This is a genomic window from Staphylococcus sp. HMSC34G04, assembly GCF_001838765.1.
In the GTDB taxonomy this organism is placed as follows: Bacteria; Bacillota; Bacilli; order Staphylococcales; family Staphylococcaceae; genus Staphylococcus; species Staphylococcus epidermidis.
On sequence record NZ_KV838772.1, the window covers coordinates 91,159 to 111,221 of the forward strand.

23 protein-coding genes are annotated in these 20,063 nt (G+C 30.7%); 17 read left to right on the forward strand and 6 right to left on the reverse strand.

Annotation, left to right across the window (positions count from 1 at the left end; genetic code table 11):
- Positions 1-12: 12 nt before the first annotated feature.
- Positions 13-999 carry an FUSC family protein gene (locus HMPREF3241_RS11735; RefSeq protein WP_002447445.1) on the reverse strand — a complete coding sequence of 329 codons (987 nt, stop codon included), beginning with the start codon at positions 997-999 and terminating at the stop codon, positions 13-15.
- Between the two features lie 173 nt (positions 1,000-1,172).
- Between HMPREF3241_RS11735 and map the strand changes: the two genes are divergently transcribed.
- The 5 genes from map (at position 1,173) to vraR (ending at position 4,850) form a co-directional block, all read left to right on the forward strand.
- Entirely contained in the window at positions 1,173-1,928 is a 756-nt protein-coding gene (gene map / locus HMPREF3241_RS11740) for a type I methionyl aminopeptidase (protein ID WP_002447444.1), read from the forward strand.
- A 157-nt stretch (positions 1,929-2,085) separates the two neighbouring features.
- Positions 2,086-2,472 carry a hypothetical protein gene (locus HMPREF3241_RS11745; RefSeq protein WP_002495657.1) on the forward strand — a complete coding sequence of 129 codons (387 nt, stop codon included), beginning with the start codon at positions 2,086-2,088 and terminating at the stop codon, positions 2,470-2,472.
- 14 nt (positions 2,473-2,486) lie between these two features.
- A complete protein-coding gene (gene liaF, locus HMPREF3241_RS11750) occupies positions 2,487-3,188 on the forward strand; it encodes a cell wall-active antibiotics response protein VraT (RefSeq protein ID WP_002447442.1) in 702 nt (233 codons plus the stop codon).
- Positions 3,185-4,231, forward strand: a complete 1,047-nt coding sequence (locus tag HMPREF3241_RS11755; RefSeq protein WP_002447441.1) for a sensor histidine kinase VraS — start codon at positions 3,185-3,187, stop codon at positions 4,229-4,231. Before liaF ends, HMPREF3241_RS11755 begins: the two co-directional genes overlap by 4 nt.
- Entirely contained in the window at positions 4,221-4,850 is a 630-nt protein-coding gene (gene vraR, locus HMPREF3241_RS11760) for a response regulator transcription factor VraR (protein ID WP_002473914.1), read from the forward strand. Before HMPREF3241_RS11755 ends, vraR begins: the two co-directional genes overlap by 11 nt.
- Positions 4,851-4,906: 56 nt before the next feature.
- Here the strand turns inward: vraR and HMPREF3241_RS11765 are convergent, their stop codons facing one another.
- From HMPREF3241_RS11765 to HMPREF3241_RS11775, 3 genes are all read right to left on the reverse strand, one after another.
- A complete protein-coding gene (locus tag HMPREF3241_RS11765) occupies positions 4,907-6,085 on the reverse strand; it encodes a YihY/virulence factor BrkB family protein (protein WP_002458547.1) in 1,179 nt (392 codons plus the stop codon).
- Between the two features lie 405 nt (positions 6,086-6,490).
- Positions 6,491-6,775, reverse strand: a complete 285-nt coding sequence (locus HMPREF3241_RS11770) for a YtxH domain-containing protein (protein ID WP_002447438.1) — start codon at positions 6,773-6,775, stop codon at positions 6,491-6,493.
- Positions 6,776-6,782: 7 nt separating this feature from the next.
- Positions 6,783-7,247, reverse strand: a complete 465-nt coding sequence (locus tag HMPREF3241_RS11775) for a low molecular weight protein-tyrosine-phosphatase (protein WP_002458546.1) — start codon at positions 7,245-7,247, stop codon at positions 6,783-6,785.
- Positions 7,248-7,388: 141 nt separating this feature from the next.
- Here HMPREF3241_RS11775 and HMPREF3241_RS11780 point away from each other — a divergent pair, with 141 nt between their 5' ends.
- From HMPREF3241_RS11780 to HMPREF3241_RS11790, 3 genes are all read left to right on the forward strand, one after another.
- Positions 7,389-7,604 carry a DUF1128 domain-containing protein gene (locus tag HMPREF3241_RS11780; RefSeq protein WP_001830421.1) on the forward strand — a complete coding sequence of 72 codons (216 nt, stop codon included), beginning with the start codon at positions 7,389-7,391 and terminating at the stop codon, positions 7,602-7,604.
- Between the two features lies 1 nt (position 7,605).
- Entirely contained in the window at positions 7,606-8,847 is a 1,242-nt protein-coding gene (locus HMPREF3241_RS11785; RefSeq protein ID WP_002458545.1) for an aminopeptidase, read from the forward strand.
- Positions 8,848-8,927: 80 nt separating this feature from the next.
- Positions 8,928-9,458: an acyl-CoA thioesterase gene (locus HMPREF3241_RS11790; protein ID WP_002447436.1), complete on the forward strand. Its 531-nt coding sequence runs from the start codon at positions 8,928-8,930 to the stop codon at positions 9,456-9,458.
- Positions 9,459-9,593: 135 nt separating this feature from the next.
- Here HMPREF3241_RS11790 and yfkAB read toward each other — a convergent pair whose 3' ends face one another.
- Complete coding sequence (gene yfkAB, locus HMPREF3241_RS11795) at positions 9,594-10,736, reverse strand: radical SAM/CxCxxxxC motif protein YfkAB (RefSeq protein ID WP_070853677.1); 1,143 nt, start codon at positions 10,734-10,736, stop codon at positions 9,594-9,596.
- A 158-nt stretch (positions 10,737-10,894) separates the two neighbouring features.
- Between yfkAB and HMPREF3241_RS11800 the strand changes: the two genes are divergently transcribed.
- The 7 genes from HMPREF3241_RS11800 to HMPREF3241_RS11830 all read left to right on the forward strand — a co-directional run bounded on the left by HMPREF3241_RS11800 (position 10,895) and on the right by HMPREF3241_RS11830 (position 16,810).
- A complete protein-coding gene (locus tag HMPREF3241_RS11800; protein WP_001830395.1) occupies positions 10,895-11,056 on the forward strand; it encodes an SE1561 family protein in 162 nt (53 codons plus the stop codon).
- A 356-nt stretch (positions 11,057-11,412) separates the two neighbouring features.
- Positions 11,413-11,931 carry a type 1 glutamine amidotransferase domain-containing protein gene (locus HMPREF3241_RS11805; protein WP_002447434.1) on the forward strand — a complete coding sequence of 173 codons (519 nt, stop codon included), beginning with the start codon at positions 11,413-11,415 and terminating at the stop codon, positions 11,929-11,931.
- A 323-nt stretch (positions 11,932-12,254) separates the two neighbouring features.
- Complete coding sequence (sgtB, locus tag HMPREF3241_RS11810) at positions 12,255-13,064, forward strand: monofunctional peptidoglycan glycosyltransferase SgtB (RefSeq protein WP_002458542.1); 810 nt, start codon at positions 12,255-12,257, stop codon at positions 13,062-13,064.
- A 278-nt stretch (positions 13,065-13,342) separates the two neighbouring features.
- The gene (gene recX, locus HMPREF3241_RS11815) at positions 13,343-14,146 is read left to right on the forward strand and encodes a recombination regulator RecX (protein WP_002487342.1); all 804 of its coding nucleotides are present in this window, start codon (positions 13,343-13,345) and stop codon (positions 14,144-14,146) included.
- Positions 14,139-14,453, forward strand: a complete 315-nt coding sequence (locus HMPREF3241_RS11820) for a YfhH family protein (RefSeq protein ID WP_001830430.1) — start codon at positions 14,139-14,141, stop codon at positions 14,451-14,453. The genes recX and HMPREF3241_RS11820 overlap by 8 nt, the downstream gene beginning before the upstream one ends.
- A 15-nt stretch (positions 14,454-14,468) precedes the next feature.
- Positions 14,469-15,986: an ATP-binding cassette domain-containing protein gene (locus HMPREF3241_RS11825; RefSeq protein ID WP_002447431.1), complete on the forward strand. Its 1,518-nt coding sequence runs from the start codon at positions 14,469-14,471 to the stop codon at positions 15,984-15,986.
- Between the two features lie 8 nt (positions 15,987-15,994).
- On the forward strand, positions 15,995-16,810 hold the full coding sequence (locus HMPREF3241_RS11830; protein ID WP_002458541.1) for a hypothetical protein: 816 nt from the start codon (positions 15,995-15,997) through the stop codon (positions 16,808-16,810).
- Positions 16,811-17,006: 196 nt separating this feature from the next.
- Here HMPREF3241_RS11830 and HMPREF3241_RS11835 read toward each other — a convergent pair whose 3' ends face one another.
- On the reverse strand, positions 17,007-17,981 hold the full coding sequence (locus tag HMPREF3241_RS11835) for a metal-dependent hydrolase (RefSeq protein ID WP_002447429.1): 975 nt from the start codon (positions 17,979-17,981) through the stop codon (positions 17,007-17,009).
- Between the two features lie 179 nt (positions 17,982-18,160).
- Between HMPREF3241_RS11835 and mutY the strand changes: the two genes are divergently transcribed.
- Together mutY and HMPREF3241_RS11845 are read left to right on the forward strand one after the other, a co-directional pair.
- Positions 18,161-19,204, forward strand: a complete 1,044-nt coding sequence (gene mutY, locus HMPREF3241_RS11840; protein ID WP_002495654.1) for an A/G-specific adenine glycosylase — start codon at positions 18,161-18,163, stop codon at positions 19,202-19,204.
- 106 nt (positions 19,205-19,310) lie between these two features.
- Entirely contained in the window at positions 19,311-19,853 is a 543-nt protein-coding gene (locus HMPREF3241_RS11845) for a nucleoside tri-diphosphate phosphatase (RefSeq protein WP_001830384.1), read from the forward strand.
- Positions 19,854-20,063: the final 210 nt, after the last annotated feature.

A 20,063-nucleotide genomic window follows, 5' to 3' on the forward strand; every position in this document is an offset into this window, starting at 1 on the left:
TTTAACGTCATATTATTTTGCATAACGTGAATCTAAAATTTTGTATATGAGTAGAATTTCATATATGAGTGTACTTTTCATTTGATTTTGGTCAAACTCATCCATCTGTTTAACAGAAGACTTTAATGTTGCAATAGATTCTTTTTGACGTGTAAAGCTTCCTTTTTGAATGATGCCATTAATACTATTACTAATATTAATCAATGCTATCTTCTCATTAGCATCAAATGCAATAGACGTATGTTTGGGTAAATAAATAATGTTAGATAAATGTGAAATAAATAAACGGTTGTTATAAGCGCGATTTGTAAGGCGATTTAATAATTTCCAATTATCTTCATTTTTATGATAATGAAGTTCATCTCTTTGATAACTCATTAATGTTTCAGCTTTTTGAGCAATTATGTTTAATTTTGATAATTCTTTACTAGTCTTCTCTGAGCTAAATTTTCCTAATAATAACTCATTACAGCGTACATAAAATAAATTATACATTTTTTTCTCACTAAGGGCTAATTGCTCTTCAAGTTGATGATAATACTTAGGTGGTAAGATGATAAAATTGACTAATCCAGCCGTAACAAGCCCTATAAGAGCTGTAAGTAATCGTGAAAAGAAATTGAATACATATGCTTCATGTATACCTGGAATCATCGCAACGGAAGTTAATACTGCAACAGTTGTTCCTACCTGTAAATTAAGTTTAGTGCAAATCAAAATGGTAAATGTAGCACTTAAAGCATAACTTAACGGCGATTGATCACCGAAGACATATGTAAAGACAACAGCAAATAACGCACCGATAACTGTTGCTGGTAGCCTTTTATACCCCTTTTTTAATGATGCTTTAGCAGTAGGTTCAATTGTAACAATTGCAGTAAGTATGGCAAAAATTGGAGTGAGGTTTAACAACATACAAAATAAAGACGTAAAAAAAGTAGCCAAACCAGTTTTAATAGTTCGCGCTCCAATTATATGTCTATACCATTTATCATTCATATCATACTGACTCCTCTTAAGAAAAGGAAATTCGAAAAGACTTTACTTTAGACAAATTCTCTTTCTTTGAAAATTAATTTAACTATTACGAATCGTTATACATTCATATTTAGTATATCAAAAAATTTTTGCTATAATAAGATGTAATATAATTTATAAAGGAACGGGATAAAATGATTGTTAAAACTGATGAAGAATTACAAGCGTTAAAAGAAATAGGTTACATTTGTGCAAAAGTCAGAGATACTATGAAAGAAGCTACTCAACCTGGAGTGACCACCCGTGAATTAGATCACATTGCCAAAGATTTATTTGAAGAGCATGGAGCGATATCAGCGCCTATTCATGATGAAAACTTCCCAGGTCAAACTTGCATTAGTGTTAACGAAGAGGTCGCACATGGAATCCCTGGTAAACGAGTAATTCGTGAAGGTGACCTAGTTAATATTGACGTATCAGCTTTAAAAAATGGGTATTATGCTGATACTGGTATTTCATTTGTTGTAGGGAAATCAGATCAACCTCTTAAGCAAAAGGTCTGTGACGTAGCCACAATGGCTTTTGAAAATGCTATGAAAAAGGTGAAACCAGGTACAAAATTGAGTAATATTGGAAAAGCTGTTCATGCAACGGCACGACAAAATGACTTGACTGTGATTAAGAATTTAACTGGACATGGTGTTGGACAATCACTTCATGAGGCACCTAATCATGTCATGAATTATTTTGATCCTAAAGATAAAACATTATTAAAAGAAGGGCAAGTCATTGCAGTAGAACCATTCATATCAACACATGCTACATTTGTAACTGAAGGTAAAAATGAATGGGCATTTGAAACTAAGGATAAAAGTTATGTCGCCCAAATTGAACACACGGTTATAGTAACTAAAGATGGTCCGTTACTTACAACTAAGATTGATGATTAATTAAATATTAGTAATTCAAATTAGAATTTAAGATTATGATTTACTTTTTTCATATCTCGTCAGACTAAAGTATGAAGCGTATATGGTTCCGAAGCCTATTTCATTAGGTTTCGGAATTGTTTTATAATAAAGCTTAATCAGTGACGAGGTGATATCATTGAATATTTTAGATTCATATTTACAACAATTTATAAAACGTATTACTAAAAAAAGTATCAATGACTATAAAATGTCATTAGATAAGCAAATTAAAAATATTGATACTTATATTAATTATTTAAGAGAAAAAAGATTACAACTAAAGAAGTTAATTGACACCCTCACGCTCTCATTAGAAAATAAATATATAGATTTAGTAAACAATCAAGCAATCTATTGTGCTGAGGAAATACATGATAATGATATTGATATGATTAAATCACAATTAAATGATGCTGAGTCTTATTATGCGAGAATTGAAGCGGATATAAATTTACAATCTAGAATGAAAATAACTACTGAAGAAGCATTCCACTTTATATATCATATGAGTGCTGTAGCATAGAAAGGTGGCGAAATATGACACGCAAATATATATCAACTGAAATGTTGATTATTTTTACTGCTTTAATGATTATTGCCAATTTTTATTATATATTTTTTGAGAAAATTGGTTTTTTACTAGTACTCCTATTAGGATGTGTACTTGTATATGTAGGATATGTGTATTTCCATAAAGTTAGAGGACTATTATCTTTTTGGATAGGAACTTTATTAATTGCTTTTACACTTTTGTCTAATAAGTATACGATTATTATTCTATTTGTCTTTTTAATTGTAGTCATCATACGTTACTTGGTTTATAAGTTTAGACCTTTAAAAGTGATTGCTACAGATGAAGACATCACATCACCCATTTTCATTAAACAAAAATGGTTTGGTGAACAACATACACCAGTGTATGTATATAAATGGGAAGACGTACAAATTCAACACGGTATAGGAGACATACACATTGATATGACAAAAGCAGCAAATATTAAGGAAACAAATACCATAGTTGTGCGTCATATTTTAGGTAAAGTACAAGTAGTTGTACCTCTTAATTATAATATAAATTTACATGCGACTCTCTTCTACGGTACTGCTTATGTGAATGATAAATCTTATAAGATTGAGAATAACCATGTTCAAATTGAAGAAAAAACGAAAGATGATAATTATACTGTTAATGTTTACGTTTCATCATTCATTGGAGACGTAGAGGTGATTTACAGATGAATCACTACATAAGAGCTATAGGCTCAATGCTTATATTAGTATATAGTATGCTTATTGCTTTTTTATTTATTGATAAAGTGTTTGTAAATATTATCTTTTTTCAAGGGATGTTTTATACACAAATATTTGGAATACCTGTTTTTCTATTTTTAAATTTATTAATAGTTTTTTTATGTATTATAGTTGGATCTGTTTTAGCTTATAAAATTAATCAACAAAATGATTGGATTATTTCCCAAATAGAAAGATCAATAGAAGGACAAACAGTGGGTATCAATGATCAAAATATCGAATTATATACAGAAACGATAGATATTTATCATACACTAGTTCCATTAAATCAAGAATTACATCGACTTAGAATGAAGACTCAGAATTTAACTAATGAAAACTACAATATTAATGATGTAAAAGTCAAAAAGATTATCGAAGATGAGCGACAGCGACTTGCTAGGGAATTGCATGATTCTGTTAGCCAACAATTATTTGCTGCGAGCATGATGCTATCAGCAATAAAAGAGTCGAAATTAGAACCACCTTTAAATCAACAGATACCAATTCTTGAAAAAATGGTTCAAGACTCACAACTTGAAATGAGAGCTTTGTTGTTACATTTAAGACCGATAGGTTTAAAAGATAAGTCTCTAGGTGAAGGTATTAAAGATTTAGTCATCGATTTACAAAAGAAAGTACCAATGAAAGTTTTGCATGAAATTCAAGATTTTGAAGTGCCAAAAGGTATTGAAGATCATTTGTTCAGAATTACACAAGAAGCTATTTCAAATACATTGAGACATTCAAATGGTACGAAAGTAACTGTGGAATTATTTAATCAAGAGGATTATCTTTTACTAAGAATTCAAGATAATGGAAAAGGATTTAATGTAGATGAAAAATTTGAACAAAGTTATGGTTTAAAAAATATGCGAGAACGAGCGTTAGAAATTGGTGCGACGTTTCATATTGTATCTTTACCTGATTCAGGTACACGAATTGAAGTTAAGGCACCATTGAATAAGGAGGAGAATTCAAGTGGCGATTAAAGTTTTATTTGTTGATGATCATGAAATGGTAAGAATCGGTATTTCAAGCTATCTTTCAACACAAGAAGATATAGAAGTAGTAGGTGAGGGTGCTTCTGGTAAGGAGGCTATCACTAAAGCGCATGAGCTAAAACCAGATTTAATATTAATGGATTTACTTATGGACGATATGGATGGTGTAGAAGCTACTACTGAAATAAAAAAAGATTTACCTCAAATTAAAGTAGTCATGTTAACAAGCTTTATAGAAGATAAAGAAGTTTATCGTGCACTTGATTCTGGAGTAGATAGTTATATTTTAAAGACAACAAGTGCAAGTGATATAGCTGACGCTGTGCGTAAAACGTATGAAGGTGAATCAGTATTTGAACCAGAAGTGTTAGTAAAAATGCGCAACCGTATGAAAAAACGTGCCGAGCTTTATGAAATGTTAACAGAAAGAGAAATGGAGATCTTATTACTTATAGCTAAAGGATACTCTAACCAAGAGATTGCAAGCGCCTCTCATATCACCATCAAAACAGTAAAAACTCATGTAAGTAACATACTGAGTAAATTAGAAGTACAAGATCGAACACAAGCAGTAATCTATGCGTTTCAGCATAATTTAATTCAATAAATTATTAAAGGCGAAAGTAACGGTGCATCTACCGATACTTTCGCCTTTCGATATTATCAGTCGGTTGTGTGATGTTCTTCTTTAGATTGATGATTGATATTATATGTATCATCTTCATTAGAAATATCTACATCTTTATTATCTTTGTAGTATTCATAAGTCGTATTTTCGTTATAATGATTTTCATTGTTATCCTCATGTTTAATAGCGGCTTCTTCAGGTGTGTGACCAGCTATGACTTTTCTTTGGTGAATAATTGCATTGATTTCAGCACCGATAATAATAATAAAGCTTGTGATATACAACCATAAGAATAAAATGATAATACCAGCTAAACTTCCGTATGTTTTCGAATAGTTACTAAAGTTTGAAATATAGTAACCGAATGCAAACGACCCTAGTAACCAAATAATGGAAGTGAAAATAGCGCCAGGAATAACGGAACGTAATTTTGTTTTAACATTAGGTGCAACTGAATAAAGTACAGTAAATATGATGAAAATAATAATCAATGGAATAACAATTCGTACTAAATTAAAAATCCATTCAATTTGATTATCAATACCTAGTGGTCCAAATAAAAATTTATTAATGACTGGACCTAGTGTAATAAGTACAACAGCAACAACAAATACTGCACCTAAAACAAGTGTGTATAGTATACTTAATAATTTAACTACTATACCGTTTCGAGAATCTTCAACGTCATAAGCAACATTAAATGAGTTAATGATAGCGGACATTCCATTTGATGCTGACCAAATAGCTAAAATTAACCCAACTGACAAAATACCTCCACTGGCAGTGTCAGAGATATCTTTAACAATTCCGCCAACGATACTAGCTGTTTCTTGATCAGGGACATATTGACTTACTTTTTGATTAATCTGATTAGCATCAATCGTGATGAATTGACCAAGTAGCGTAAGTAAAAAAATTAGCATTGGGAAAAGTGCTAATACAAAATGATACGTCATCTGTGCTGCTAAACCTGCAGCGTCATCTTTACCTATCCTATAAATAAGGTAGGAAAAGAAATTAGAGTTTTCGGTGTATTTTGCTGGTTTATTCAGCCGAGAAACAAAAAATACTTGATTCTTTTTTTTAGGTTTCTTCGATTGGAATTCTTGCGGTTCTATATATGTACGGTCAACTTCTATTTTTTTATTCTTTTTATGCTCTTTATCTTCTATTGAATTAAGATATTTAGAAGTTGTTTTCTCTTTTTTTGACATAACAATCTCCTTCGCTTTTTATGTTTTACATTTAAACTTGTATTCCCATATTTGCGGTATAGTAAAACAAAAATGGTTTTATTTATATATGATAAATCTAATACCCTTTAAAAAGTAATGTATTTTTAACACTCAATGATTATTTTGGCCTAAATTAAATAGAAAGGCAATAGTTTTTGAATATTGATTTATAGTTTTAAACACGAGTTAAAGTATTAAACAAGGGCGAGTCAAAGTTTAACAATCAATGTAGAGTTTATAATCAACAAAGATAAAAAGAGTGGAGCAGAATTCATTTAGAATGAATTCCGTTCCACTTCATAGTCATTGAATATCATAAACTTATATGCCTACATTTTCCAATTGAAGTCCTACTTTCTCAGAAAATGCTACGTATTTAAAAGTTTATTTACCTAAGCGTTGATTTTTACGATTTACAAAAGTTTCTTTAGCATCTTTAATTGAACGTTCTAATTCAGGATTATTGCGACGTATTTCTTCTAATGTATCCTTCCAATACATTACTTCATCTTTGATGCTACTTATTTTTGAAGGTTTACGTGTACGATTTCCTTCTTTGATGTCTTTGAATGATTGTTTTAAAGAATGACGTGTAGATTTATCAGCAAGAGCAGCCGCGCCACCAATTACGGCACCAATTAAAATACCAGGTACTAATTTATTTTCCATAGTTGAATTACCTCTCTTTCAAATTTGCATCTTTTACGATGTAGTCAATTAAATTATCACAAGATGATTGCACCATCTCGAAAACACCTTCAAAATTATTAGTGTAGTATGGATCTGGTACATCACTCTCTTCCATGTTACTAAATTCTAGCAATTTGAACAATTGTCCTTGTAAATTTGGATTGATTTGTTTGATATTGTCTACGTTACTTTGGTCCATAGCAATAATATAGTCAAAATCATCATCAGGTTCGAAAAGTTCGCTCACCATACCATCATAAGGAATATGGTACTTCTGTAGAATTTTTTGTGTTCCATTATGTGGAGGTTCGCCTAAATTCCAACGTCCTGTACCTCTAGAATGAACTTTTATATCTGAAATGCTTCTTTCTTGTAGTCTTTGCCTCATGATAGCTTCAGCCATTGGAGAACGACATATATTACCTAGACATACAAATGCTACATGTATCATAAGTATTCACTCCAAACTATGTATTTATATGCCCATTTTATATACTATCTAAACAATAAGAAAGTACTTAACCTCAAATTCTATCAAAGTTTAACAAAATATGATATTTTGATAGAATATTGAACTAAAGAGGTGAATTAAATGTCATTATCTAATGAAGAAATGATTTCTAATATTAGACAAAAATTAAATATTGTAAATCAAGCGTTACTTAATCCGGAAAAATTTAAATCAACACCTCATCAAGACATAAGCGAAATATATGAATTCGTAATGTCTAAAGATTCATTCTCGCCTAGTGAGGTTACGGCCATTGCGGACCATTTAGGACAACTTAGACAAGATATGGAGGATTAATATGACGAGTTATCATAATAAGTTAAAACAATATGCAGAATTATTAGTAAGAGTGGGAATGAATGTACAGCCACATCAACCAGTATTTATACGTTCATCTGTCGAAGCTTTAGAATTAACTCATTTAATCGTCGAGGAAGCATATAAAGCAGGGGCAGAAGATGTTCGAGTGAGTTACACAGACCCGAGATTAAAAAGATTAAAATTTGAAAACGAATCAGTTGAACACTTTGAAAACCAAGAACTCAAACAATATGATATTGAAGAGCGTCTTGATTATGTTAATCGTGGTGCAGCGAACTTGGCACTCATTGCTGAAGATCCAGAGCTATTAAGTGGAATAGACGCGCATAAGTTAAAAGCGTATCAAACTGTATACTCAAAAGGATTTAAACCATATATGGAAGCAAGTCAAAAAAACCAGTTTCCATGGGTAGTGGCTGCTTTTCCTACGCGAGATTGGGCACATCGTGTCTATCCTGAGTTGGATGTTGAATCGGCATATATTAAATTCATTGATGAAGTATTTGATATTGTTCGTGTAGATGGACAAAATCCAATTGAAAATTGGGAAAAACATGTTAAAGATTTAAGTGTTCACGCTAAACGATTACAAGAGAAAAACTATCAAGCTTTACATTACATATCAGAAGGCACGGATTTAATAGTAGGGTTACCTGAAGGACACATATGGGAAGATGCAACAAGTTATGTAAATGGGGACGGTCAACCTTTTATTGCTAATATCCCTACAGAAGAAGTTTTTACAGCTCCAGATAGAAACAATGTTAATGGATATGTAACAAACAAATTACCTTTAAATCTTAATGGTAACATTATAGACGGGTTTACATTGACTTTTAAAGATGGTGTGATAGTTGATGTCAAAGCAGAAAAAGGTGAGAAATTACTTAAAGATTTGATTGCAACTGATGAAGGTGCATGTAGATTAGGGGAAGTAGCACTAGTGCCCGACGATTCACCAATATCAAATCGACGCACAATATTCTATAACACTCTTTTTGATGAAAATGCATCATGCCACCTAGCTATTGGGTCAGCTTATAGTTTTAATATCAAAGGTGGTACTGAAATGACTACAGAAGAAAAAATTACAAATGGACTTAATGATTCCAATATTCATGAAGATTTTATGATTGGTAGTCCTGATTTAACAATTTATGGGATATTGCAAGATGAAACAAAAGAATTAGTTTTTAAAAATGGAAATTGGGCTAAATAGTATAAGTGGAATAAACAATCAATTTATTGAAATGAATTGGGAGTTTGTTTAAATATTATAAATTGGGGAGATTATGATTTATGGCTAACACAAATAGAAAAAGCAAAAAAATGTCAGATGCTAAATGCGTCAAAACAAGACAGGTATATCCACAAGATACAAATCATCATCACACAATGTTCGGTGGAACTTTAATGGCAAATATAGATGAAATAGCTGCTATTACTGCTATGAAGCACGCTGGGAACCCAGTTGTTACTGCATCAACAGATTCTGTTGACTTTTTAAGACCTATTACAACAGGTGATATTTTATCATATGAAGCAATGGTTTCTTATGCTGGAACAAGTTCAATGGAGATATGTGTTCAAATTGTTATCGATGATGTTTATAAGAACGAGCGCCATTTGGCTGCTTTAAGTTTTTTAACTTTTGTAGCATTAGATAGTGATGGAAAGCCAACATCAGTACCTGATGTTGAACCTGAAACATCTGTAGAAAAATGGTTCCATGAAACTGCACCACAACGTGTTGCTAGACGTAAAGAACGTCGTAAAGAAAGTATAGATACAATTGAATATTTATCTAGAGTTAGACATATCGAAAAGTAAGAATTTAGTAATTAATTTAAATGATAAGATAATATAATTTTAACAATAAAGTTTTCTTTTTTAATAAAACAGTAACCACTCTATGAATGTTGAAAACTACATAGAGTGGTTACTGTTTGTTTATACCAAAATTAGTTACGAAAATATTTGATATTGATGCATTTTTTGTTCTTTTTTCTTGAAATCAGTATTTGGGTAATACATATTTTTAACTAAAACATTTGGACCAAGACAGTGATATTCTGCACAATGACAATTTAAAGATTGTGCAAGATCAGTGTTTAACCACTTGTTGAATACATCTGTCAATTTATCCTTTTGTATATTAGATATTGTACCATTTTCATCACCAAAGTCAGTCACAATAACATCGCCAGTAAATACATTAACATTCAAACGGCTACGACCATCTGGGTCATTTCTCATTGTAACATTCTTTGATTTTCTTAAACGTTGCAATAAATGTTGATCATATTCATCATTTAAACAAGGATAGATAGGTAGAGTACCAAACAACATCCATGTGTTTTCATCACGTATATCTAATAAATGATGAATAGCTTCTTTCATTTCTTTAAGAGATAATACATTTAATTGACTGGCAAAATCAGATGGATACATTGGGTGAATCTCATGACGGCTACATTTCATGTCATTTACCACTTCGTTATGTATTTTATTTAGATAAGGGACTGTGCTTTGATTAAGCATTGTTTCTGCCGAAACGAACATACCTTGGTCTGATAAAGTGCTGGAATTTTCAAGCATTTGCTCATATAATTTCAACTTGGCTTTTAGAGGAGGTTGTTTTCTCATTGCACCAAAGCCAACATCAGTAAACTCTTGAATGGTTCCCCAATTATGTGAAATGTGCATAACATCTATGTATTCTGCAATATCTAAATACCGGTCTTGAGGTAAAGTTAAATTTGAATTCATTTGAACATAAATACCACGATGTTTGGCATACTTAAGTAGAGGCTTAACGACGTTTTTGATTGATTTTTTGGAAAACATGGGTTCTCCACCTGTAATAGACAATGTTCTTAAGTTAGGTATCTCGTCCAAACGTCGATAGATGATATCCATTGGAAGAGGATAAGGATCTTTAGTTTGTAAAGTGTAACCAACTGCACAATGACTGCAACGCATATTACATAAATTTGTAGTTGTAAATTCTATATTACTCAATGTTAATTGGTTATGTTCTAAAATATCATTGTATGCTTCCCATGGGTCATTGTTGATAGAAATAGGGGATTTGTTTGATATTATCATAATTTATTACTCCTAAAATTAAAAAATTTCCATCTACTTTGTTTTGATTATGTGCAAAATGTACAATGAATATTATTATGATTATATCGCTTTTTGTCAAATTCTGTTAGGATAATATTATCGTAGTAAATACAAGTAAAAAGGAGTTCCAATATTTAATGAGTGAACAGCAAACGATTGATCAAATTAAAACACGATTAAACAAATTTATTGAAGACATTGATCACGTAAATCCGGATGAGGTACGTGTAGAAGATATTGATGAGTGGATTGGTTTACTTGATCAGTTGGAAGAAAAAGTGAAACAAGTTTCAAAATAATTATTTAGGAAGTCTAGGACATCAATCACAATCCTAGACTTTCTTAACGTATAACCACTGAATAATTAAAACATAAAAGGTTTCCATATAATTTAGTATTGGGGTCCCAACAAAGAGAATTTCAGATAGAAATTCGACAGACAAAGCAAGTTGGGGTTGGGGCCCCAACAAAGAGAATTTCAGATAGAAATTCAACAGACAAAGCAAGTTGGGGTTGGAGAATGACAATGTAATAATATTAATAAGTTTAGCTTTTTTTAATTTGGAAAATTTAGCAATAGATGTTTAACACCCTATTTTTTTGTCTATACTATACTTAGATTGAAAAGCAGATAAATGAAAGGTGATGTCAAATTATGACAAAAAAAGTAGCAATTATTCTAGCAGATGAATTTGAAGATATAGAATTAACAAGTCCTAAAGAAGCATTAGAAAATGCTGGATTTGAAACAGAAGTGATTGGTGATACAGCTAACCATGAAGTTGTTGGTAAGCACGGTGAGAAAGTCACTGTTGATGTTAGCATTGCTGATGCCAAACCTGAAGACTATGATGCATTATTAATTCCTGGTGGATTTTCACCTGACCACTTACGTGGTGATGAAGAAGGTCGCTATGGTACTTTTGCTAAGTATTTCACTAAAAATGATGTTCCAACATTTGCAATTTGTCACGGTCCATTAGTATTAGTTGATACTGACGATTTAAAAGGACGTACAATTACGGGTGTTATTAACGTACGCAAAGATTTATCAAATGCTGGTGCGAATGTTGTAGATGAATCAGTAGTGGTAGACAACAACATTGTAACAAGTCGTGTACCTGATGATTTAGATGACTTCAATAGAGAAATTGTAAAAAAATTAGAAGCATAAATCGCGATTTACAATGAACTAATTTGCATTCATTATTATGATTTTAAATTATTGATTAAGGCTGTTGTTAAAGTTTTTGACTTTCTCAACAGTCTCTTTTTTATGGCATCAAATAAATGATTAAAAACTGAATTTTGACAAGTAAATGATATCTTTTAAATGACAACTTGAGTATAAATGAATAAATTATACTTTTGACTTTACTTAAGTCTTAAAATTATTGCTACACCTTGGGACTGATTTTTTAACTTAACTATAGCTAAACGGTTAAACAATTGGTAAACTCACTTTAAAAGGGTGAGTTTGAGAAAAGGAGAAAACCCATGAAAAGAAGCGATAAATATACGGCTGATTATATTGAACAACATTATGAGTCTCAACGACCTCATTACAATACGTATTATCAACCAATAGGGAAACCACCGAAAAAGAAAAAAAGTAAAAAAATTTTCTTAAAAGCAATTATCACTATATTAATTTTATTGATTATATTTTTTGGTGTCATGTACTTTATTTCTTCAAGAGCAAATGTAGATGATTTAAAATCAATAGAAAATAAAAGTGATTTTGTTGCTACCGAAAATATGCCTAACTATGTAAAAGGCGCATTTATTTCAATGGAGGATGAGCGTTTCTATAAACATCATGGCTTTGATATAAAAGGAACGACAAGGGCATTGTTTTCAACTATTAGCGATAGAGATGTGCAAGGTGGAAGTACAATTACGCAACAAGTTGTAAAGAATTATTATTACGATAATGAACGATCCTTTACAAGAAAAATCAAAGAATTGTTTGTAGCGCGTAAAGTTGAAAAGCAATACAGTAAAAATCAAATTTTAAGTTTTTATATGAATAATATTTATTATGGTGATAATCAATATACTGTAGAAGGTGCTGCAAATCATTATTTTGGTGTAACGGTAGATAAAAACAATTCAAATATGAGTCAGATTAGTGTGTTACAAAGTGCCATATTAGCAAGCAAAGTAAATGCGCCAAGTGTGTATGACGTAAATGATATGTCGAATAATTACATCAATAGAGTTAAAACCAATTTAGAGAAAATGAAACAACAAAATTTTATTAGTGAATCACAATATCAAGAAGCTATGTCTCAACTTGGAAATTAAACGACAAACAAATAAAGATGATATAAATATATTGGTATTAGTTTATAGAAGCAATACTTTTATTAACTATTTAATGATGATGTTGTGTCAATCTTTTAAAACATTTTGAGTCGATAGATAAATAAATTTGAAGGAGTAGGACAGGATGAAATCTGTTTTACTTCTTTTTTATTGCATAAAGTAAATATATAAAATTCAAAGTCTTTTATGAAACATCTAATGATGTGTAATAATATATGTAAGAAAAAACGTTTGAATATAGAAGTAGGGATAGTAAAATGCCAAAGGTAACTAAAATAGAAGTACAAAAAAAGAATAAAGAACGCTTTAATCTCTTTTTAGATGGAGAATTTGAAATGGGAATAGATATTGATACACTAGTTAAATTTAACTTAAAAAAAGATCAAATACTTGAACCGTCAGATATGCAGAACATTCAAGAATATGATCACTACCGTCGAGGTGTTAATCTCGCAATTCAATACTTGTCTTATAAGAAACGTACTGAAAGAGAAGTTATACAGTATTTAGAAAAAAACGATATTCAAAGTAATGCTATTCAAGATGTCATTGACTATTGCTATAAGGAAAAGTTTATTGATCATGAAGATTACGCAGAAAGTTTAAAAAATACCATGATACATACTACAGATAAAGGGCCAGAAATATATAGACAAAAACTCTACCAATTAGGTATTGAAGTTACGATTATTGAAAAATATGTCAAAGCATATGAACAACAACAACCATTAGATGACGTTATTAAAGTTGGTAAAAAAGTGATGAAGTCTAAAAAAGGCCCTGAAGCAAAGGTAAAGCAAAAAGTAACCCAGTCACTTCTCCAAAAAGGATATAATCTTGAAACGATTCAACTAGTTATGAATGAAATAGATTTTTCTCAAGACGAAGAAACATTAGACCATTTATTGCAACGTGATTTAGAGAAAGTCTATAATAAAAATTGTAAAAAATATGACAGTGATAAAAGTGTTATTAAAACCATAGAGGCACTTATGAGAAAAGGCTATAATTATGATAAAATTAAATCTAAATTAGAAGAAAGTGGTATATCGTATGAATAAAAAGAAAATGAGTGAAATGTCCGAGCAAGAACTTAGACATGAAATACAATTATTTAAAGAAAAAATGCGTAAAGCAGAGATGAATGGCATTATGAATGAATATGATGTTTATCAAAGTAAAGTGATTATAGCAGAAAGCTATCTAGTGGATCGCAATAAAATTGAACCTGGAAAAATCTATAAACTCAATGATGGTAGTAAACAGTACTTTAAAGTAGAACGACTCAAGGGTGTATTTGCATGGGGGTTTAGAATAAACAGTAGTGAACCTGAGGAAGGTCTACCATTAGCATTATTAAAATTTTAGAAGGATGTATAATTGATGGGAAGCTCAATAGTTTTAAAATTACTCAAGGTAACACATTATTATAGAAATCATAGTTCAAAAAAATGGTATCGACCATTGGGTTATGATGCCGAGGACATCAACCTAAATAATATTTCTTTGCACATTTATCAAGGTGAAGCATTAGGTATAATCGGTGAACCTGGATCTTCTAAAACTTTGATTGGTCGAATTTTAAGTGGTTCAGTGAAACCTGATAAAGGTAAGGTTGTCCGAACTAAAAACTTGTATTTCGGTGATATTGATGATCGAAAGATTAATAATTTAACTGTGAGCCAATATGTGAGCGAACTCGTACAACTTTTTCCTTATGAAGTAACTGAGCATAAAGTTGAACAAATTATTCATTGGGCACATTTAGGTGATCATATAGAGGAAAAGGTTTCTAATTTAAGCGAAAAATCATACGCACAACTTTTACTTAGTATTGCACGTTCTTCAAAAAACGATATTATCATCTTAAATCACGTTTTATCACATTTAGATGAAACATTTATAGAAAGAGCTTCCATTTTATCAACAGATTATATTGAAGAAAATAAAACTCTAGTCTTAATCGATAATGATATAGAAAAGATAAGTAAAACAAGCAACTACATAACATGGGTATCACATGGCCAGATACGCAAGGAAGGTTCTCTAAATCAGGTGTTACCAACTTTTAGAGAACATGAAAAAGATCGTAATAGTTTAAAATCAGAAATGGAAATTGAGAACTTTGATTATGATTGGAAGAAGAATCGATCTCGGATTCCTGAAATGACTTATAATTTCAAAAGAATAGAACGTTATAATCATGCTAAGCCACCAAAATTTCTAGTGAGATTTTGGACATTATTTGTCAGCTTTTTGATGGGGCTTGTTTTAATGACTGTACTTTTCTTTAATAACTTAGGTATGGTCAAACTAGGGAATATTAATACTCAAGCATCCATACAGAATCAGAATAAAGATACTTACGAAGAAAAACTTGCATATGGATTAGCATTAGATGGATCAGTTACTTTAAACGGGTCTAAAGATTTAAAAGTACCTAAGTATAGTTTAATTACAATTACTGGTGAAAATAACAAAAGGTACCGCGTCGAATTGAATCAAAGGACATATAGTATTAGTAAAAATCAAGTGTTTTATTTCAATCCAGCTGGGTTATACGAATCTCATACTTTTAAGAAATTATCACCTTATATAAAATCAAATTATAGTACTTACGTAGAGTACTTTAACAGTCACTTACATCAAAAACATGATAAAGTAACAGAAACGCTTAGACCTGATAAAGATAAACAGTATGTTGTACCGATCACGCAACAACCTATAAAAATGATATTTGGTGATAATGATAAACTGTCTGGATTTGTTATTCCAATGACAAATAAAACGGAATTGAAAAAAACATTTAATATCACGAAAGATGTATGGATTACTAAAAATGGAAGCGGTTATTTTATCGCTGACATGAAAGAAGAAAAATGGATTTATATTGAATTGTAGGTGTGAAAATGATAGATAATTTAATTGTATATATTAAAAACTTACCACATCTTTTTAGTTTTTGTACTCAAAGGCTTAAGCAAACATGGAAGTGGTTTGCAATTAGCCTAATTATAGGACTAGTAATTATTCTAGCATTAGAAGGATTTTTTAATTTTAACCATACTACTGATATTGTTCAAGTGCGTTGGTTATTCAGAATTTCATCACTCATCATATTCAGCATAATTATACAATCTATTTATATAGCTTATAAGTACTATATCAGAGATTTCGTTGTCATGAAGTCATTTCATATATCTGCTGTCACACCTACTATAGTTATAGCGATGTTAGGTTTAATAACAATACTTATTCTGGGTATAGTTATTATTATCCTTAAGCCTGTGAATTTTGAAGCATCAATACTTTCATTTTTATATTATTTAGTAATTATAGCCATTTTTATCAGTGTGACTTCGATAATGTTGGGCTTACTGAATTATGCAATTAAACATGTAAAACTGATATTTATTATAGTAAGTGCTATCAGTTTCTTTATGGTTCCAATTACATACATCCCTAAGACAAATTTAAATGTGATTAATCATATTATGATGTTAAATCCTCTGTATTATTTCGTAAATGGTAGTTCGCAAGCAATAGTATTTGGTACAGTCAGTATGAGCAATTTACCTTATCATTTATATATTATTATTTTAATTGGAATCATGTGTGTGATTAATTATGCGCTTGTGCGTCACATAGCATTTGATAAATATCAAAGCCAATCTAACCAAAAGAGTTATTCAAAAGAGAAAAAGAATAAAGAAAAGGAACGTTGAAACGTAAATTTAGATAAATAAATAGTTCAATAAAGTGTACGATATTTTATTAAATTAAGAATGCCTCAGACATCAATTAAAGTCTGAGGCATTCTTAATTTATAGGCAGTCGATGGCTAAATTGAAATTCTTTCATATCAAGTTTTCTCCAATGTTAGCATCGTAGTTAATACGAATTTTGTAACACTCAAATATATTATGAAAATAATTTACGTTGTAATTTATCTTCGCTAAATACCCACCCAATATAAGAGTGATCAATTTCATTTTCATGTGTTAAATGTGCAATAGCTACAAAAGAATAACGACCTTTATTTAAGTATCTTAAATCCATAAGTCGAATTTCCGTTGTGCCATCATCTAATGGCGTAGTTTGCCAACGATAAATTGAAGAAAAGTTTAAAAATGTATAAATATCTTTATTACCTTTAACTTTCCATAATATCGAATCAGGAGTCATAGACTGGCGTTTAACTTTATCAGTAAAAACTACATTTTTCCATTTGGAAACACCGACATAATCATGCTTATCTGTTTGTATTGCGACCCGCCATACATGAAATTTCATTGTTGGAGCTACGAATACTTTTACTGGTGTATGCGATTGCTCAATTTTTTGAAGTGCTTGTTTTCTAATTGCTGCTTGCATCTTAAATCTTACAATATAATAGCCTATGAGAATTAATATGATTGGAAAGAAAACAATATATGGATGAATACCTAATATCCACAATAAGACACCTATACTTAAAATAATAAATATTATCGGATCAAAGGTATTAATCACGCTTAATTGAATCCATTTGTTAGTTATGGGACGCAATGCTTGAGTACCATAAGAATTAAAAATATCTACAAAGACATGTAAAAACACTGCTAGTTGTGCCCACAACCATACATGTAAGGGGTTCGTGTGACTAAATATTACAAATATAAAAAATGTAATTAATATAGGCCATAATATTGTAAAAGGTAATGAATGTGTAATTCCTCTGTGATGTGAAATATATGTCGCATTATCCTTTAGTTTCAGTACGGTGTCACCGTCTGGTATTAAAGAACCTGCGATTAAAGTCGTCGCAGTAGCAGCAAATGATCCTGCCATAACTGGATCTTGCGTTGCTAAAGCTGTAAGACCCACACCCATAACGATATGTGTGGCTGTGTCCATAATTGCTCACTCTTTTCTTCTTTGTTTAGTATATATTATAATCTAAAAGTTGAAATAACAAAATTAACTTACTTTAAATAAACATATACTAAGTAATGTAATATAGAGTCATGTTAAAGTTAACATAAGAATGCTTTTAACAATACATTCTTATGAAACTAATAGAGAGGGAAGGTTTTATGTATCTAGAAAATTCTTTTAAAAAAGATATTGAAGATTGGTTTCATAAAAATCAAAGAGATATGCCTTGGAGAGAAACGACTAATCCTTATTATATTTGGCTAAGTGAAGTGATGTTACAACAGACGCAAGTAAACACTGTTATAGATTACTACTATAGATTTATACATAGGTTCCCTACAATTCAGTCGTTGAGCGAAGCTAGTGAAGATGAAGTGTTGAAGTATTGGGAAGGTTTAGGCTATTATAGCAGAGCGCGTAATTTCCATACTGCCGTAAAAGAAGTTAATAATAATTATGATGGTGAGGTACCATACGATCCTGAAACATTTAAAAAGTTAAAAGGTGTGGGTCCATATACTCAGGCGGCGGTCATGAGTATAGCTTTCAACCATCCTTTAGCAACTGTCGATGGTAATGTTTTTAGAGTATGGTCACGATTAAACAATGACTATCGTGATATAAAGTTACAGTCTACTCGAAAAGCATTCGAACAAGAATTACACCCATATGTGTTGAAGGATGCGGGAACATTTAATCAAGCGATGATGGAGCTAGGGGCGTTAGTATGTACTCCAAAATCACCATTGTGTTTGTTTTGTCCTATTCAAGAACACTGTGAGGCATTTCATATGGGGACTGCACAAGAATTACCAGTAAAAACTAAAAATTTAAATAAGAAAAACGTTGAGCAAAAAGTTTTTCTGATTCGTAATGATAATGGTCAATATTTACTTGAAAAGCGTAAAGAAAAACTTCTTAACGGTATGTGGCAATTTCCAATGAGAGAACAAACAAATGCAAACGATGTGATATCTGATGATTTAGGAAAAAGAATCGAAACAATTAACGAACCAGTATTTAAATTAAAACATCAATTTACCCATCTTACATGGGATATTGAAGTATACAATGTTACAGCACCTCTTAATATACAGGAGAATGATTTACCTCAACAAATGACGTGGTTTAATTTAGATGATAGGGATAAGTATACATTTCCCGTACCAATGGATAAAATATATAAGTTTATTGAAGGTTAATTTATAAACATCAATCTCATATGCCACTTATAAATGATAGGTTAATCAAGCATATTAAAATATGATATAATCTAAATGGTTAAATACGATAAAGGTGGTGTGGAGTATGGTAAAGGAATCCATACCTAAAGAAGGAGAAAATATTAAGATTCAAAGTTATAAACATGATGGTAATATTCATCGTGTCTGGTCAGAAACCACAATTTTAAAGGGAACAGAACATGTGATTATTGGTGGTAATGATCACACTTTAGTAACTGAAAGTGACGGGCGTACATGGATTACTCGAGAACCAGCAATTGTATACTTTCATTCTGAATATTGGTTTAATGTTATTTGTATGTTTAGAGAAGATGGTATTTATTATTATTGTAATTTATCTTCGCCTTTTGCATGTGACGAAGAAGCTTTAAAATATATTGATTATGATTTAGATATCAAAGTTTATCCGAACGGAAAATATCATTTACTTGATGAAGATGAGTACGAGCAACATATGAACCAAATGAATTACCCTCATGATATCGATATTATTTTAAGAAGAAATGTTGATATTTTACAACAATGGATAGAACAAAAAAAGGGGCCTTTTGCTCCTGACTTTATAAAAGTATGGAAAGAACGTTATAAAAAAATTAGAGATTATTAAGCAAAATAGATGTAAATAAGATTAAAATAATTTATATTGTAAAAGTAATCTATAAAAATTCATAAATGAAGTGTAACAACAATGATAATTTGTTAGTTCATCTTTCTAACTTAATATCTGATAGAGTGTCTTCGTGTATTAGAGGTTGAGACATTAACATTTGTATCTTTTATTTTTAAAGTGTATACAAATGCAATGTGCCAACCTCTC